The 16,533-nt window shown below is 50.8% G+C and carries 17 protein-coding genes; 2 read left to right on the forward strand and 15 right to left on the reverse strand.

What is annotated here, in order from left to right; genetic code table 11:
* Nucleotides 1-4: 4 nt before the first annotated feature.
* The 3 genes from tamA to B6A39_RS09135 all read right to left on the reverse strand — a co-directional run bounded on the left by tamA (nt 5) and on the right by B6A39_RS09135 (nt 4,093).
* The gene (gene tamA, locus B6A39_RS09125; protein ID WP_083007884.1) at nt 5-1,858 is read right to left on the reverse strand and encodes an autotransporter assembly complex protein TamA; all 1,854 of its coding nucleotides are present in this window, start codon (nt 1,856-1,858) and stop codon (nt 5-7) included.
* Between the two features lie 84 nt (nt 1,859-1,942).
* Nucleotides 1,943-2,791 (reverse strand): hypothetical protein, encoded by an 849-nt coding sequence (locus B6A39_RS09130; protein WP_083004335.1) that lies wholly within the window; start codon nt 2,789-2,791, stop codon nt 1,943-1,945.
* Between the two features lie 9 nt (nt 2,792-2,800).
* Nucleotides 2,801-4,093 carry a nucleotide sugar dehydrogenase gene (locus tag B6A39_RS09135; protein ID WP_083004340.1) on the reverse strand — a complete coding sequence of 431 codons (1,293 nt, stop codon included), beginning with the start codon at nt 4,091-4,093 and terminating at the stop codon, nt 2,801-2,803.
* A 165-nt stretch (nt 4,094-4,258) separates the two neighbouring features.
* Here B6A39_RS09135 and ubiG point away from each other — a divergent pair, with 165 nt between their 5' ends.
* Entirely contained in the window at nt 4,259-5,002 is a 744-nt protein-coding gene (gene ubiG, locus B6A39_RS09140) for a bifunctional 2-polyprenyl-6-hydroxyphenol methylase/3-demethylubiquinol 3-O-methyltransferase UbiG (protein WP_083004345.1), read from the forward strand.
* Complete coding sequence (locus B6A39_RS09145; protein ID WP_083004348.1) at nt 5,003-5,671, forward strand: HAD-IA family hydrolase; 669 nt, start codon at nt 5,003-5,005, stop codon at nt 5,669-5,671. It abuts the gene before it with no gap.
* A gap of 81 nt (nt 5,672-5,752) precedes the next feature.
* Here the strand turns inward: B6A39_RS09145 and B6A39_RS09150 are convergent, their stop codons facing one another.
* The 12 genes from B6A39_RS09150 to aspS all read right to left on the reverse strand — a co-directional run bounded on the left by B6A39_RS09150 (nt 5,753) and on the right by aspS (nt 16,504).
* Nucleotides 5,753-6,514 (reverse strand): YciK family oxidoreductase, encoded by a 762-nt coding sequence (locus B6A39_RS09150; protein WP_083004351.1) that lies wholly within the window; start codon nt 6,512-6,514, stop codon nt 5,753-5,755.
* 33 nt (nt 6,515-6,547) lie between these two features.
* On the reverse strand, nt 6,548-7,339 hold the full coding sequence (ybgF, locus tag B6A39_RS09155; protein WP_083004354.1) for a tol-pal system protein YbgF: 792 nt from the start codon (nt 7,337-7,339) through the stop codon (nt 6,548-6,550).
* 110 nt (nt 7,340-7,449) lie between these two features.
* Complete coding sequence (gene pal / locus B6A39_RS09160; RefSeq protein ID WP_083004358.1) at nt 7,450-7,995, reverse strand: peptidoglycan-associated lipoprotein Pal; 546 nt, start codon at nt 7,993-7,995, stop codon at nt 7,450-7,452.
* A 46-nt stretch (nt 7,996-8,041) separates the two neighbouring features.
* Nucleotides 8,042-9,334 (reverse strand): Tol-Pal system beta propeller repeat protein TolB, encoded by a 1,293-nt coding sequence (gene tolB / locus B6A39_RS09165; RefSeq protein ID WP_083004361.1) that lies wholly within the window; start codon nt 9,332-9,334, stop codon nt 8,042-8,044.
* Nucleotides 9,334-10,617, reverse strand: coding sequence for a cell envelope integrity protein TolA (gene tolA, locus B6A39_RS09170; protein WP_083004364.1), 1,284 nt, complete (start codon nt 10,615-10,617; stop codon nt 9,334-9,336). Before tolA ends, tolB begins: the two co-directional genes overlap by 1 nt.
* Nucleotides 10,610-11,047: a protein TolR gene (tolR, locus tag B6A39_RS09175; RefSeq protein ID WP_083004367.1), complete on the reverse strand. Its 438-nt coding sequence runs from the start codon at nt 11,045-11,047 to the stop codon at nt 10,610-10,612. The genes tolA and tolR overlap by 8 nt, the downstream gene beginning before the upstream one ends.
* An 11-nt stretch (nt 11,048-11,058) precedes the next feature.
* Nucleotides 11,059-11,739, reverse strand: coding sequence for a protein TolQ (gene tolQ / locus B6A39_RS09180; RefSeq protein ID WP_232222375.1), 681 nt, complete (start codon nt 11,737-11,739; stop codon nt 11,059-11,061).
* Nucleotides 11,740-11,905: 166 nt separating this feature from the next.
* A complete protein-coding gene (gene ybgC / locus B6A39_RS09185) occupies nt 11,906-12,298 on the reverse strand; it encodes a tol-pal system-associated acyl-CoA thioesterase (RefSeq protein ID WP_083004369.1) in 393 nt (130 codons plus the stop codon).
* Nucleotides 12,295-13,332, reverse strand: a complete 1,038-nt coding sequence (gene ruvB, locus B6A39_RS09190) for a Holliday junction branch migration DNA helicase RuvB (protein WP_083004373.1) — start codon at nt 13,330-13,332, stop codon at nt 12,295-12,297. The genes ybgC and ruvB overlap by 4 nt, the downstream gene beginning before the upstream one ends.
* 42 nt (nt 13,333-13,374) lie before the next feature.
* A complete protein-coding gene (gene ruvA / locus B6A39_RS09195) occupies nt 13,375-13,983 on the reverse strand; it encodes a Holliday junction branch migration protein RuvA (RefSeq protein ID WP_083004376.1) in 609 nt (202 codons plus the stop codon).
* Nucleotides 13,984-14,053: 70 nt separating this feature from the next.
* A complete protein-coding gene (gene ruvC / locus B6A39_RS09200; protein WP_083004380.1) occupies nt 14,054-14,605 on the reverse strand; it encodes a crossover junction endodeoxyribonuclease RuvC in 552 nt (183 codons plus the stop codon).
* Between the two features lie 117 nt (nt 14,606-14,722).
* Nucleotides 14,723-16,504: an aspartate--tRNA ligase gene (gene aspS, locus B6A39_RS09205; RefSeq protein WP_083004383.1), complete on the reverse strand. Its 1,782-nt coding sequence runs from the start codon at nt 16,502-16,504 to the stop codon at nt 14,723-14,725.
* Nucleotides 16,505-16,533: the final 29 nt, after the last annotated feature.

A 16,533-nucleotide genomic window follows, 5' to 3' on the forward strand; every position in this document is an offset into this window, starting at 1 on the left:
TCTCCTAAAATTCCGGTCCGATGGAAAAATGCAGGCGCCAATCGTCTTCATCGTCAAATGGGTGTGCTACATCAAGTCGGATAGGACCCACAGGGGAAATCCAGCGTACGCCAACCCCTGCGCCCGTTTTTAATTCTTCTGGCCCCCAATTATCGAAGGCATCTCCAGTATCGACAAAAGTGGCTCCCCACCAGTCGCCAGAGACTCGACGCTGATACTCTAGGGTCGAGGTCAACATTTGCTGGCCGCCACGTAAGCGCCCTTCTTCATTTCGTGGGGATAGGCTTTCGTAAGAGTAACCCCGAACGCTTCGGTCGCCCCCTGCAAAAAATCGCAACGAGGGTGGTAGCTTATCGAAATTATCCGTTTCGATAGCACCAATGCTTAGCCTTGCAGAGAAGCGGTTGTCATCGCCGATGGTGCGAATCCATTCAGTATCGCCTGTTACGCGTGCGAATTGGGCGTCTGAACCCCAAAGAGTGTCTGAGTACTCAATCGATAATTGTTGCCTATCTCCCCAAAGCGGAAACCGCTGGGGGCGCGTTCTTGTTCGAGACCACTGAATGCCTGGATAAAACAGTAATACTTCATCTGACACTCCCCCTTGGGTGAAGTCTTCGTAAGTAGTGCGGAAGTAAAGTGTTTGCACCCAGCGGTTTTCAAACTCCCATCGACGAGCAATTTCTACGGTGCCTTCTAACGATTGGGTATCACCGTCATCCAGGTTACGCACACCATATTGAAGGCGGTAGCTGTCACGTAGGGGATCTTCTAATGGAATATTGTAGGTTCCGGTGAAGCGCTGGTCGGGTGCTGAAACATACAGATCATGATTTAAACTATGACCAAAACGATTGATCCATGGCTGCTTCCAGCCAAATCGCATGCGTGGTCCCACGTCAGTTGCAAAACCAACCCCGACTTCAAACTGATGACGATCAGCAGGCTCTACACTGACGTCAATAGGCAGGCTGGTATCATCTCGCTTAGTTATACTAAGTGCGCTGGCAAACGCTGCGCTGGAAAGTCTGGGACGCTGGGGTTGTGATGCCGTTGCTTCATCCCACCATGGCGATCCACCTGTTGGAGGCGATAGTGTCAGTTCGCGAGCTGTCTCTAAACGTGGTCGAACCGTCACAGAGCTGAACCATCCTGTTTCAGCTAAACGTTGATTATAACGGGCTACCGATTCCGCTAGATAAGGCTCCCCTGCCGAAAAGGTCTGCATTTGAAGTAAACGCTCAGGTTCAATATGACTGCCTACAATAGTCGTATTGCCAAATTGATAGCGCGGGCCACTGTCAAAATCCATATAGAGTCGAGCGCTTTCAAGATATGGCCTTATTTCCATTCTGCGATCAGTAAACCCCCAGTCAAAATAACCACGCTCCAGGGCTAAGCCTGAAAACTGGTTGCGCAGGCGATCCCATGGGGCATGGCGTAATGTATCGCCTTCCTTCAAGGGAAATGCATCGAGGGCCTCCTGAAATGGAGGATCATTGCTCGCTTCACCAGCGATATTGACAGAAAGCACATCGATTTTGACTTGCGAGCCGGGTTCAATGCGAAGTGTGATGGGGGAACTATCAACGTCAACCGTAATGTCAGGTTCGTAATAGCCAAAAACGCGCATGGCTTCTCGCGTACGTTTCCTTACCTCACCTTCTAACCTGACATCGGTGTACTGCTCTTCGTCAATATTTTGTAGGTAAGCATCAATATTGGCCTCAACTTCACTGCTAACACCATTGATAGAAGCATTGAGTGCCCATAAAGGAGCTGACCACGTTATAAGAAGTGGTAAAACCACACCACAAGTCGCTTTTTTAACGGTAGGCCATCGCCGTTTTCTTTCCATGCAATTCATCCCTAACCAAATCAGCGACTCGGTGGCTTTTTTACTCATTGCCCTGTGCTGCCGGCAATCCTTAACGGTGTATTTCTAGCGGAGCATCTCCATCTGAGCACTGAATGCCAGTTGGGCTTGCCGCACCTGACGGATATCACTTTCTAAGGTGTTTAACCGTTGTATCCATTGCTGCTCGAGCGCTTCTAACGCTTCCTGAGTAGCTGGGGTATCAGTACTGCTTAGTGTTTCGAGAGTTGAGTTTACCTCAGTAAAGCGCTGATCAACCTCTTCTTGCCATGCCGTAACTTTTGTTGCCAATTCGCTGCTTTCATTTTCTAGCTGAGCAACCTCATCTAACCGACTTGCCGTCGCAGATAAACGTTGTGACAGCATTTCTTCGAGGTAAGTTACTTCTTCTGCTAAATTTTGCCGCCCAGACATGCCCGCTTGCTCTAGTGAATCAAGTGATGTGCGTATTGCAGCAAGCTGCTGGTCACGCAACGCTGCTTGTTCTTCCAACTGACTAATACGGTCAGCAATGCTGCTCAGTGCATCACCATTAACGAGCTCTTCGTTTGACGTCAAGAGCCCGTATAGCTCTTCACGTGTGCTTGTCACCGTAACGGCTAATTGCTCTTGCTCTTGGAACAGTGTTGTCATCTGTGCTTGTACAAAGGCTATCGCATCTTGTGCATCCGTGTCACCTGAGTCGAGCCTTGCATGAAGATTGGACACTTCTCCACTAACGCGATGCACCTCATCTAATAAGCGCTCTCTTTCATACCAAAGGCCCACCGCTGCAGCGCCCAGCGAAATGATAATAAGCACCATGATTAGCCATAAGGGCCATAGTGTTGGCCCCTTGCGGTGACGCAAGTGTTGTGCGGTCAAGCTTTGGTCCACATCGGGAACAATGCGAGAAGACGCAGTGCTGTTGGGCATGTTTTTTCCTCAATACGTTGTAGGATCGGCTCGACGTCCGATTCCTCTATACCGTAAGCCACAGCTAGCCACGAAGGCTGGGTCATAAATATTTCGTCCATCCAACACCAACTTAGCGTTCAACAACGAGGCTAAACGATGCCAGTCAGGGTTCCAATAAATTTTCCACTCGGTCACCAGCATCAGTGCGTCGGCTCCTTCGCATGCCAGGTAGGGGTCACTGGTAAACGTGGTTAGATCGTCTCGGTCACCTACGGCGTTGAGCAGCGCCGGTGTTGCGGCTGGATCATGAAGATTCACCTTAACGCCTTGTGCCCATAAGGCGGCAAGGAGTGTCAGCACTGGCGCGTGATCAATTCGTGTGGTTCCAGGTTTAAAAGCAGCCCCCCAAATCGCAATCGTTTTACCTGTTAAATCACCTTCAAAGAACGTCCATAGCTTCCTGAATAAGGTCTCTTTTTTCTGCTCATTAATATCCATCACTTGCTCTAGTAACGCAGAATTACGACCACTGGCTGACTGAACGTCAGCTAAGCGCATTAGGTCGCGAGAGAAATTAGGGCCACCAAAGCCGCAGCCAGGATATAAATATTCATAGCCAATTCGTGTATCAGCGCCCATGCCCTGGCGTACATGTTCAACGTCAACTCCGAGTGTGTCTGCAAGCCCTGCAATCTCGTTCATATAGCTAATACGTGTTGCCAACATGCCATTAATAGCTAGCTTAGTCAGCTCGGCAGCTCTACATGGCATACGCTGGAACACATCATTGCGGCGATTAAAGGCACGTAAAAGCTCACGCGCCACCTGTTCGCCTGTTGCATCGTCACAGCCGAGTAGCCAGCGTGAAGGACGTGTGAAGGAGAGCCAAGCCCGCCCTTCTTCCAGGGTGTCGGGTAAGGCAACGCTACTGTGTTGAGTTCCCATAAGCGCGTGTAGCTGTTCTGTTTCACCCACTGGGAATGTTGAATTATTAATTAATACAGCACCACTGTGATGCTCAAATATAGGTGATTCAAGTAGCGCTTTGGCCGCCTGCCGCTGATCGGGTGATAGAGCCAGCCAAACCACATCAGGTGAATGAGCCTGCGCTGGCGCTTCAATAATTCGCAGTGTTCCGCTAGCTAACGCTTGCTCAATATGGGGCATTAATTCAGGTTCGCCACGCAGCCAGTCAGCTTTTAAAAGCTGTGACCATGGCGCGCTTTCATGCAGCAGCCACTCAACATGGTGCCCAACCCAGGCTAACGCAGCGGCGGCGGTGGCGGCACTTAGTTCACTTCCATGGAGTAATACTCGCATTCATCACGCTCCCTGAGAAAATAAAAGTCGCGAAAATAGGGGGTTAAGAGTCACGTCGCGTTCCTTTTCATGCGTTCCTTTCCAGGAGTGGTTAGAATGACATAATACTGGACGACTAGTTGGATGCCACCATCATGCCAACTTACCGACAACGGGAGTTAAAATATGCAAGCGATATCTCAGGATAGCACTACTCAACGCAACCACGACAATGTGGACGCAGCGGAAGTTGCGAAATTTGAAGCACTTGCTAGTCGTTGGTGGAACTCGAAGGGAGAGTTCAAGCCGCTGCACGATATTAACCCCTTGCGCCTTGACTTTATTGATGCTCGGGCAGGCTTAGCAGGGAAAAAAGTGCTTGATGTCGGTTGTGGTGGAGGGATTTTAAGCGAATCGATGGCCCATCGCGGTGCTGATGTTACTGGCATTGACCTTGGAGACGCGCCTCTCAATGTTGCTCGACTTCATGCAACAGAAAGCGGTGTATCCGTGGACTATCGATTGATAAGTGTTGAATCCCTCGCAGTAGAGCAGCCGGGGCATTATGACGTCGTAACTTGTATGGAAATGCTTGAGCATGTGCCGGATCCAGCATCGGTCATTCGTGCTTGCAGTGAGCTGGTCCGCCCTGGGGGCTACGTTTTTTTCTCGACCCTAAATCGCACCCCTAAATCGTATGCTTTTGCGATTTTAGGTGCTGAATACGTGCTTAAGCTATTACCGCGCGGCACTCATGATTATGCAAAATTTATACGCCCTTCTGAGATGGCCGCATGGGCAAGAGCCTCAGATCTTGAGATTAACGAACAAACGGGGCTGACCTACAATCCGTTGACTCGTCACTACCGCTTGGTAGCAAATGATGTATCGGTCAATTACATGATGTATTGCCGAAAAGCGAGCCAGTAAATGTCACCGACAACACCTGAAGCTATACTGTTTGATTTAGACGGAACTCTCGTCGATACAGCCCCAGACCTTGCTGAGGCAACGAATGCACTGAGGCGACACCATGGGCTTACACCACTAAATTATAGGCAAATACGTGGTCAGGTTTCTAACGGTGGCAGTGCTTTGGTTACCCTAGCGATTGGCATTGAAAGTGGTTCTAAAGAGCATGACACGGCGCGACAATATTTGTTAGATACCTATGAACAAGCCGTCGCTGTTCACAGCCGGTTATTTGAACCCCTTGATCAATGGCTAGCCCGCTGGCATTCCGAATCACGCCTGTGGGGAATCGTAACGAACAAGCCAAGACGTTATACCCTTCCGCTGCTTGATGCACTGGCGCTAACACCAGGAGCGCTTTTGTGTGCGGATGATCTGGCGGTAAAAAAACCAGCTCCGGAACCTCTTTGGGAAGCTGCGCGCAGGCTTAACGTGGCGCCATACGCTTGTTGGTACGTCGGGGATCATATCCGTGATATTCAGGCGGCAAAAGCCGCGGGAATGACGGCGGTCGCCGTTGGCTACGGGTATATCAGTGAAGAGGACGATTATCAGCAATGGCCAGCTGACCTATGGTTTGAAACGTGCAAAGACTTAGTCGATGCTCTAACTGCTTTTCACCGATAGCGTTATTAGATAACCACTACTTGATGAAAATACCTAGAACATCGACAAGCGTCGCGTCAACACACTAGGGACAGGCTATGCTCATGCACGTGGTGGTTGAGCATCAAATTTCTGGCCACTGATGCCTGTACTGTCTGGCCCCATAAGCCATAAGTAGGTAGGCATGATTTCTTCAGGGGTACGTAGCGTCAATGGATCTTCACCTGGATAGGCAGTGCGACGCATTTGGGTACGTGTTGCCCCTGGGTTTAACGTATTAACTCGAAGAGTTGACTGGTTTTCAAGTTCGTCAGCAAGCACTTCCACAAAACCTTCGGTGGCGAACTTTGAAACCGAATATGCCCCCCAGTAGGCCCGGCCTTTTCTTCCGACGCTTGATGAGGTGAAAATCACAGACGCGTCTGTTGACTGCTTAAGCAGGGGTAACAACGCCTGGGTCATCCAAATAGGCCCATTGATATTGACCTGCATTACCTGTTCCCATAATTCTGGATTGTATTGCTCAAAAGGCGTAATCCTGCCTAGCAAGCCAGCGTTATGAAGCAATCCATCTAAGCGGCCAAATTCTTTGTCCAGTGTTTCAGCCATATCGTGAAAATCTTTGAGCGTTGCGCCCTCAAAATTAAGCGGAAAAATGGCCGGCTGAGGCCCTCCCTCTGCTTCAATTTCATCGTAGACGCGCTCAAGCTTAGCAATAGTTCGGCCAAGCAGTATCACAGTTGCCCCATGGCGGGCGTAGGTAAGTGCAGCAGCACGTCCAATTCCATCACCCGCACCGGTTACCAACACGACGCGGTTTTCCAAAAGATTGGACGCTGGTTGATAGTCGATTTTGCAGCTCATGAGGTTTCCTTGATGCAAAAGTATAAACAGACGTTATCCTGCAGACTGGCGCAAAAAGTCGTTTGCAAGTCCTGCAGCGCTACTCTGCGGATAGTCATCACGTACTTGTTCTAGCAATTCGCGACTGCGTTCGGCCTCGCCCTGCCGCGCTTTTACTAATCCTAGCTTATAAAGCGCATCAGGTACTTTACTGCTACCACTGTACTGCTCAATAACGCGGCTAAATGATTCATCAGCCGCGCCAAGTTCGCCTTCAGCAGCATAAAGCTCACCCAGCCAGTAGTATCCGTTCGCGGTCAGACTGCTGTCAGGATGATCAGTGACAAAAGCGTTAAACGCATTGATCGCATCTTCAAATTGACGTGCTTGGACGTGGGCAAACGCTGCTTGATAATCTGCCTGAGCGTCTTCACTTACGTTTCGAGCAGAAGGTGCGTTAGCAACTTGCTCTGCTGCCTCGGGCTCAACTGCCGGGGTAGATTGTTCAATTTGACTAGGACCGCTATTCATCAAACGATCTTCAATGTCCAGGTATTGCTGCTGTGATTGCCGGCGAAGTTGCTCTAGCTGGTGCCGAAGCTCTTCGATTTGACCACGTAGCTGCTGAATCTCTTGCTGATGTTCTTGCACTTGGTTAAAGAGCACCAAGTTCCCACCAGATGATTCCTGGCGTTGCGTTTGCTGATAAAAACCACTCGACCCGCTTGATAAGTCTTGAACGAGGGGCTGCTGACCAAAGGCCGTCAAGGGCAATACGGACAGCGGGAGCACTATGGCTCCCGCACCGCACAGCCTCTCAAAATAGCGTTTGAGACTGTGATTCATGATGACTCCAATCATTACTTAGTTAGCGTACCTACGCCGAATAACAGTACTTAATTCAAGGTGCTTGATACATGGCACTTAATATTCAGCACTTAGGTACGCAACTGCCATCAGTAGTTAAAGACGACGCGACGGTTTTGAGAGTAGGCACTTTCACCCTGTCCGCTAGCTGCCGGACGCTCTTCACCATAGCTCACTACGCTCATTTGTGAGGGAGATACGCCTTGAATATTTAAGAACCGTTGTACAGCACCGGCACGACGCTCACCAAGGGCCATGTTGTATTCGCGTGTGCCACGTTCGTCGGTGTGGCCATGCAGAACAACTTGAGCGCTGGGGTTAGCACGCAAATAGCGAGCGTGAGCCATGACGACTGATTCGTACTCGCCCTTGATCGTGTCGCGGTCAAAGTCAAAATAGATAGTACGGACTTCTGGAATGCGAGAGTCAGCTTGTTGACCAGCGCCCGCGCCTGAACCAGACGTAGAGCCGTACTGGCCACCAGTGCCAGCACCTGAGGTGCTAGTTCCTGTGCTGCTGCCATCCTGGCTCCCATAAGAGTCACCGTCCTGGGTTCCGCCGGTGCTGGAACAGCCAGCGATAACTACGATAGATAGCGCTACTGCCAATGAGCGAGCCAACGGTTTAAGTTGCATAATCAGACTCCTTGCCTGAAAACAAAAAATTAAAACTTTTCGTCAATCAATTTAAAAAAGGTGACCACGCGGGATCGCGGACATCACCCTGCGCTGCGGGTAATCTAAATGACGAGCGGCCATCCGCTGAAACGGCACTTAACACCCCATTACTACCCTGCTGGGTAGCGAAGATTACCATGGTCCCGTTCGGCGCAACACTAGGAGATTCATCTCTTGTTGTTTCACTTATGACAACAAGGCGTCCTCCATCACGATCCTGCCGCGCAACTTGGTATCCCCGGCTGGATCGGTGAATCAAAAAGATCTGCTCACCGTCAGGGGAATAGCGCGCACGAGCATTGTAGTTACCGGTAAACGTGATGCGATTTGCTTCACCACTACCTAGCGAGTACTCATAAATTTGCGGTCCTCCGCTACGGTCAGAGGTAAATAACAGGCTACGACCATCGGGTGCCCAAGCGGGCTCGGTATCAATGCTACTATTTTGTGTGATCCGTTCTACTGAGCGATTATTGATATCCAAGATATAAATTTCTGGCTGTCCGTCTTTGGACAATGACATCGCGATGCGGCGGCCATCTGGCGACCATGTCGGGGCACCATTGATACCGTCGAAAGAAGTTGCCTGTATCCGTTGTCCAGTTGAAACATCTTGAATATAGATAGCAGGACGCTCTGTTTCAAAAGATACGTACGCCAGCTTTCGACCATCGGGAGACCATGCAGGTGACATGATTGGTTGGTCGGAGGTAAGCACTTGTTGGCTGTTACGCCCATCCGCATCGGCCACATACAGACCAAATTGCATATTGTCGCCCAAACCTTGAGCGGTTACGTACGCAATTTGAGTTGAGAAAGCCCCTCGGATATCGGTAATTTCTTCAAAAATTTGGTCGCTAATATAATGAGCAGCACCACGCAAATCATTTGCACTCGCAGTGACCGTTTCACCAATCATGCGGCGCTGCCCACTGATATCCATTAACTCAAATTGAATCTGATAACCGCTATCTGTCTGTTGCGCTCGGCCTACCACTAAATATCGCACGTCCAGCGAACGCCAAGTGCCAAATTCAACGTCATCAGCCTGGTTTGGCCTATCAAACATGGCACTGCGTTCCAAAGGCGCAAAAAAACCACTGCGTTCGAGATTGTCCTGGATAATTTGAGCAACATCTTCAGGCATGCTCTCGCCACCTGCAAAGGGGACAATACCAATCGGTAAGGCTTGGTCGCTCCCTCGCGTTATTTCGATCGTTAGGTTTGCATTTGCAGTTGCATAACTACTGACAAATAGCAGTACGCAAAACAGCCACACTTTGCTTATGGTTTGCATCAGCGAACATCCCCCGGGGTAAATCGCAGATTAAATTGACGTAAGTTACGCTGCTGCTCTGCGGGCAAATCCCTCAGCTCGCTGAAAGGAGCAGCGTGTTCAACAGCCTGCATTGCAGACCGGTCAAAGGCACTATCACCGCTGGATGAGGCGATAGTCGTTAAAAGTACCTCCCCTGATGGGCCAAGCCTTACTTGAATCGTAGCACTCATCGCGTCACTGGCGCCTGCTGGAATTAACCATGCCTGCTCTACCGCACGACGCACAATATTAATAAAACTATTCGCAGCTTGCTGTGCCTGCTGTGCGTTAGCAGCAGCCTGGGCTTCTCCCTCAAGCTGACGCTGCATGGCCGCCTCGGCTTCGCGTTGGCGTTGTGCTTCTGCCTCGGCTTCGCGCTGGCGTTGTGCTTCTGCCTCGGCTTCGCGCTGGCGTTGTGCTTCTGCCTCGGCTTCGCGCTGGCGTTGTGCTTCTGCCTCGGCTTCGCGCTGGCGCTGGGCTTCTGCCTCGGCTTCGCGCTGGCGCTGGGCTTCTGCCTCGGCTTCGCGCTGGCGTTGTGCTTCTGCCTCGGCTTCGCGCTGGCGTTGTGCTTCTGCCTCGGCTTCGCGCTGGCGTTGTGCTTCTGCCTCGGCTTCGCGCTGGCGTTGTGCTTCTGCCTCGGCTTCGCGCTGGCGTTGTGCTTCTGCCTCGGCTTCGCGCTGGCGTTGTGCTTCTGCCTCGGCTTCGCGCTGGCGTTGTGCTTCTGCCTCGGCTTCGCGCTGGCGCTGGGCTTCTGCCTCGGCTTCGCGTTGAGCGTCTTCCCGAGCTTGAGCTTCTACCTCTTGTTGTTCGGCTAGGCGCTGGGCTTCTTCTGCCCTTCGCTGCGCTTCAGCTTCGGCCTGAGCTTGAGCCTCTTGCAGCTCGCGTGCTTGCTCTTCTGCCTGCGCTTGAGCTTCTTCTCTAGCAGCGGCTTCATCTGCCTGCTGCTGCAATGCTTCTTGCTCACTTGCATCAGGCTCCGGTTCCGGCGCTGGTTCAGCCTCATCGGGGTCGGTTGAGCTATTAAGGGCTGCTTGCTGCTCAGTTGTTTGCTGGGCTTGATCAGTAAATGTCTCAGTGCTGACGAAAGTGGCTTGGACAATAGAGGATGAGTCTGGCTCTGCCGTTGAGCTTGGCAGACTGACCAAACTGAAAAACACAACCAATAGATGCACCATAACCGCCAGAACGGTTGGCCACGTATAGCCAACATCCTGAGGATCACGGGGTGGTTTGATTGCCGTTTGCGCGCTACGTTTAACCATCGTTTGGCGGCTCAGATAACAGACCTACATTAGCGACACCCGAGCGTTGCAGTGTGCTCATCAATAAGACTATTTGTCCGTACGGAACATTACGATCGCCGCGTACCATGACAGGCGTGCCGGGACGACGCTGTAGTATCGCCATTACCCTTTCTGACATTTGTTCAAGAGAAACAGACGTTGAGTCTTCACCAAGCGTAATGAAGTAGCCGCCGTCTCGGTCGACAGAAATAATGATAGGATCACTTTCGTCCTGGCTTTCGATAGGCTCTGATGTGACTTGAGGCAGATCGACTTGTACCCCCTGAGTCAGCATTGGTGCGGTAATCATAAAGATCACCAGCAAGACCAGCATGACATCAATAAATGGCACTACGTTGATTTCAGCCATCGGCTTTTTATTGCCGCTACGGTTAAACGGGCCTTGCATAGCGTACTCCCTTAGCTAGCACTGGACTTGCTTTCACGGCCTTGCAAATTACGGTGCAAGATAGCGTGAAACTCCTCGGCAAAGTCTTCGTACTTGCCCAACAAACGAGCGGCGTCATTCGATAGACGGTTATAGAAAATTACCGCGGGTATCGCGGCAAACAAGCCCATAGCTGTTGCAATTAATGCTTCAGCAATCCAAGGGGCAACGGTTGCCAATGTTGCTTGTTGTGTCATAGAAAGGGATTGGAAAGAACCCATAATCCCCCAAACCGTGCCGAATAAGCCAATATAGGGGCTCGCTGATGCCACGGTGGCTAGAAATACCAAGTGCTGGGTTAGGCGATCCTCTTCCCGAGACCAGGCGACGCGCATACTCCGTTGTACACCTTCTAAGATTGTGTCGGGGTTCCGTGTTTTTGGCATTAGGCGATTAAATTCGCGAAAACCCGCCTGGAAAATATGCTCTGCGCCATAGTGTGGGTCATCAGCGGGAATTTCTCGGTACAACTCGTTTAAATCGACACCCGACCAAAAGGATTCTTCAAATTGGTTGTATTCCTGTTTTGCCCTGCGAAGGGCAATGCTGCGTTGGAAAATAACCACCCATGAGAGGATTGACCCCACCACTAGCAGCAACATCACCAGCTGTACAACCGTGCTGGCACTCATTATCAAGTGGGGAATGGACATGGTGTTATCGTTCACAGTTACCCTCATCAAGCTGTTAACGTCGGAAGTTCCGAACAGTGGTGGTATTTAAAGGTAATGAAGTACAGACGCTACATCGCGCTAACTACTCCATAGGTTTATATATGCCATAGATTTATGCGTGTTTTCAGCGTTCACCTAAAACTAATCAAACAAGCGCTTCCAGTGTTTTTGGCCACGGTTTTGGCCGCATCTTATGCGCACACAAGCAGGCTATCTCGACTGTAGCAGCGCATAAGAGTTCCTCATCTCGCTGTACCTGCTGCAAAAAAGTCATGCGGCATCGACCAACGCTATCAACATTTGTACTGACGATAAGCGAGTCATCTAAGCGTGCTGGCTTACTGTAGTGACAGGCCAAGCGATATACCACTAGCTGGGTGCCATCGTCTAGTAAAGAGTGTTGATTAAGGCCTAGTGTACGTAACCACTCGCTACGGGCTCGCTCCATAAACTTCAAATAGTTAACGTAGTAGACGATCCCACCAGCGTCAGTATCTTCCATATAAACGCGCACCGGCATCGTGAACCCATTGCTCATGGGCGTCGTTCTCCTTCTGGATCAATAGCATGCTCATGAGGCGTTTTATTGAAATGTAACCACGCTTGCCGCGTCACTACGCGCCCTCTAGGTGTGCGCATCATTAACCCTTGCTGAATTAAGTAAGGTTCGATGACATCTTCAATGGTGCCGCGCTCTTCGCTGATAGCCACCGAAATCGAATCTACCCCGACAGGGCCGCCATCAAATTTATCGATCATTGCCAGCAAAAGGCGCCGATCCATATGATCCAGCCCATGGTGGTCGACATTTAGCATATTAAGGGCTGCATCGGCGAGCGTTACATCAACGATGCCATTGCCCTTTATTTCCGCATAATCACGCACACGACGCAGCAGTCTATTTGCAATACGCGGGGTACCTCTGGAGCGCTTAGCAACTTCCACTGCGCCTTCATGGCTTGTTTCAACACCTAGCAAGCGTGCTGAGCGAGTAACAATTTCAGTAAGCTCTTCAAGGTTGTAAAACTCCAGGCGCTGCACAATGCCAAAGCGATCTCGTAATGGAGAGGTTAGCAAGCCTGCACGGGTTGTTGCACCTACCAAGGTAAAGCGAGGCAAATCTAGCTTTATTGAGCGGGCAGCGGGCCCTTCACCGATCATTATATCTAGCTGGAAATCCTCCATTGCCGGATAAAGCACTTCTTCTACCATGGGTGACAGTCGGTGTATTTCATCAATAAACAGCACATCACCTGGCTCTAGGTTCGTCAGCATGGCTGCTAAATCACCTGCACGCTCAAGCACTGGGCCAGACGTTGATTTCAGCCCTACCCCCATCTCGGTAGCAATAATATTCGCAAGCGTTGTTTTACCAAGCCCTGGGGGCCCAAATACCAAGGTATGATCTAGGCTTTCCTGACGCAGCTTTGCGGCCCCCATGAAAATTTCAAGCTGCTCGCGCACCCGCGGTTGCCCAATATAATCCTTTAGATGTTTGGGGCGAATAGCATGATCAATACGCCCTTCCCCTTGCTCGGGCTCAGCCGCGATTAGTCGGTCATGTTCTAACATAAAGTGCGCACTATCAGTCGTTCCATGAAATAACCCACATTGTTACCCTGTCATGCGTTTTGTCAGCGCGGCTTTAATAATCGCCTCTGTTGACTGCTTTGGATCAATGTCAGCCAGCATTTTTGAGGCTTCAGTGAGTTTATAGCCCAAGCTCACCAGAGCAGCCTCCGCATCTGCCAACGTGTCACGGGGGGTAGGTTCACCATTGGCCGCTTCTAACGCGAGGGGCGCATCCGCCGCGTTCTCCCACTCAGGGAAACGGTCACGCATTTCAATAATTAACCGCTCGGCGGTTTTTTTACCAACGCCCGGGAGTTTCGTCAGTGCTTTGCTATCGTCGTCACGGACGCAGCGCATAAAGGCGGCTTCGTCCATTCCAGAAAGGATGGCTAGCGCTAGTTTTGGCCCTACGCCGTTGACTTTGATTAGAGCACGAAAAAGTGCGCGCTCTTGTTCACGGCCAAAGCCGTAGAGCAAATGGGCGTCATCACGAATCGTAAGATGCGTATACATGGATACGCTCTCTCCTACCGCTGGAAGTGCCACTAGGGTATTCATAGAGGCTTCAAGCTCGTAACCGACACCATGCACATCAACCACAATCCAAGGGGGGTGTTTTTCTAACAAAAAACCATTAATACGACCGATCATGTGTATGCTCGCAATAATAAAAAGCTGTCATTTACTATAAAGATACTCTGTACAAATGACCAGTAAGCAGCTAAAGCCGCCACCGCCCTGTGCTGCGCTGGCGACGTCCCTTAGAGGGTGCAGCAAGCAAGCCATGTCCTGCATACGCATGGGTAAGTGCGATAGCTAGTGCATCCGCAGCATCAGCCTGTGGCGTCGAAGAAAGCTTCAGAATAGCAGTGACCATATGCTGCACCTGACTTTTCTCCGCACCTCCCTGGCCAGTAACAGCTTGCTTGATCTGCCTTGCTGCGTACTCTGCAATGTTCAAACCGTGATTCGCGATGCAGACGAGAGCCGTGCCCCGCGCTTGACCAAGCTTCAGCGCTGAATCGGGGTTTTTAGCCATAAAAACTCGCTCAATGGCAACTGCATCGGGCCGATGCAGCCCCACTACTTCACTTAAACCTGCATAAATTTGCGCCAAACGCTGCTCTAAAGGGCCATCGGTCGTCCTAATGCAGCCACTGGCGACATAATGAGGCTTAACACCCATTAAATCGATGACACCATAGCCCGTAATACGCGAACCTGGGTCGATACCCAAAATCCTAATTACAGGAGCGGGCTTTTTTTCATCCATGGCACCTGTCCTATTGGTAGCGAGCGGTTCAAACAAAAACACCGACGCCTAAACGTCGGTGCTGAACTACTTGTTTCCGAGCTTCCCGTTGCTGAACGACAAAGCAGCGCTGAGCGATTATTCGCTGGCGGTCTCTGCTTTCGCTTTTTGGCGCAGACGGATGTTTAAGTCTTTCAACTGATCTGAGCTGACTTCACCTGGTGCATCCGTCATTAAACAGCCGGCACTTTGGGTTTTCGGGAAGGCAATTACTTCACGAATTGTCTTAGCTCCAGCCATCAGCATCACTAAACGATCTAAACCGAACGCTAAGCCGCCATGGGGAGGCGCGCCGTATTGCAGTGCATCCAGCAGGAAGCCAAATTTTTCTTGTGCTTCCTCTTGACCAATGCCCAAAATTTCAAAGACAGTGCTTTGCATGGTTTGATCGTGAATACGAATGGAACCACCCCCTAGCTCGGTTCCGTTAAGCACCATATCGTAAGCACGTGACAAGGCCTTTGCTGGATCAGTTTTTAGCGCTTCTGGCGAGCAAGAAGGTGCGGTAAACGGGTGATGTAATGGGCTGAGGCGACCGTTGTCGTCCGCTTCAAACATCGGGAAATCGACAACCCATAACGGCGCCCACGCCTGGGTGTAAAGCTCAAGGTCGGCACCTAACTTGACGCGCAATGCACCAATGGCCTCATTGACGATGCGCGCTTTATCCGCACCAAAGAAAATGATATCGCCATCTTCAGCGCCTACGCGATCAAGCAGCTCTTCAACCACATTTTCCATGAACTTAACAATGGGGGATTGAAGACCTTCAAGCCCTTTGGCGCGCTCATTGACTTTAATCCACGCCAGTCCTTTTGCACCGTAAATGCCAACAAATTTAGTATATTCGTCGATTTCTTTACGAGACAGTTTGGCGCCGCCCGGCACTTTCAACGCCGCAACGCGACCATCCTCCGCACTTGCAGGGCCTGAGAAGACCTTGAAATCAACCTGCTGCATCAAGTCATCGACATCGGTCAATTCTAACGGAATGCGCAGATCGGGCTTATCAGAGCCAAAGCGATCCATTGCTTCTTGCCAAGTCATCCGTGGGAACTCAGGAAGCTCAACGCTTAGCACTTCCTGGAAGAGTTGACGAATCATGGCTTCGGTAATACCCATGATGTCGTCTTCTTCAACAAAAGACGCCTCGATATCGATTTGCGTAAACTCAGGCTGGCGATCAGCCCGCAGATCTTCATCACGGAAGCATTTAGCAATCTGGTAGTAGCGATCAAAACCGGCCACCATTAACAGCTGCTTAAATAGCTGAGGCGACTGAGGTAGTGCAAAGAAGCTACCGGCATGTGTTCGGCTAGGAACGAGGTAGTCGCGGGCACCTTCCGGCGTTGCGCGAGTCAATACCGGCGTTTCAATATCCAGGAAACCTTGATTTTCCAAATAGGCGCGAACGTTATGAGAAATACGCGAACGCAAGCGTAGCTTTTCAATCATATCCGGACGACGAAGATCAATATAGCGGTGCTTCAAGCGAACTTCTTCACCTACTTTATTATGCTCATCTAGCTGAAAAGGGGGTGTGGCAGCGGTGTTGAGCACCTCCACCTCTTTAGCTAATACCTCAATCATGCCTGTTGGCATGTTGGGGTTTTGCGTTCCTTCGGGGCGCAACCGAACACGGCCAGTAATACGAAGCACGTACTCACTGCGAGCACGGTCAGCATTAGCAAATGCCTCGGCGGTATCTGGGTCGACAACGAACTGAGCGATGCCATCGCGATCGCGCATATCCAAAAAGATGACCCCACCATGATCACGGCGGCGATGAACCCAACCGCAGACAGTGACCGTTTGTTCCACCAAAGTTTCGTTAAGCTGGCCGCAATAATGGCTGCGCATGTCTAATCCTGTTCTGTTACGTGGCAATG

Source organism: Halomonas sp. GT (assembly GCF_002082565.1).
GTDB lineage: Bacteria > Pseudomonadota > Gammaproteobacteria > Pseudomonadales > Halomonadaceae > Vreelandella.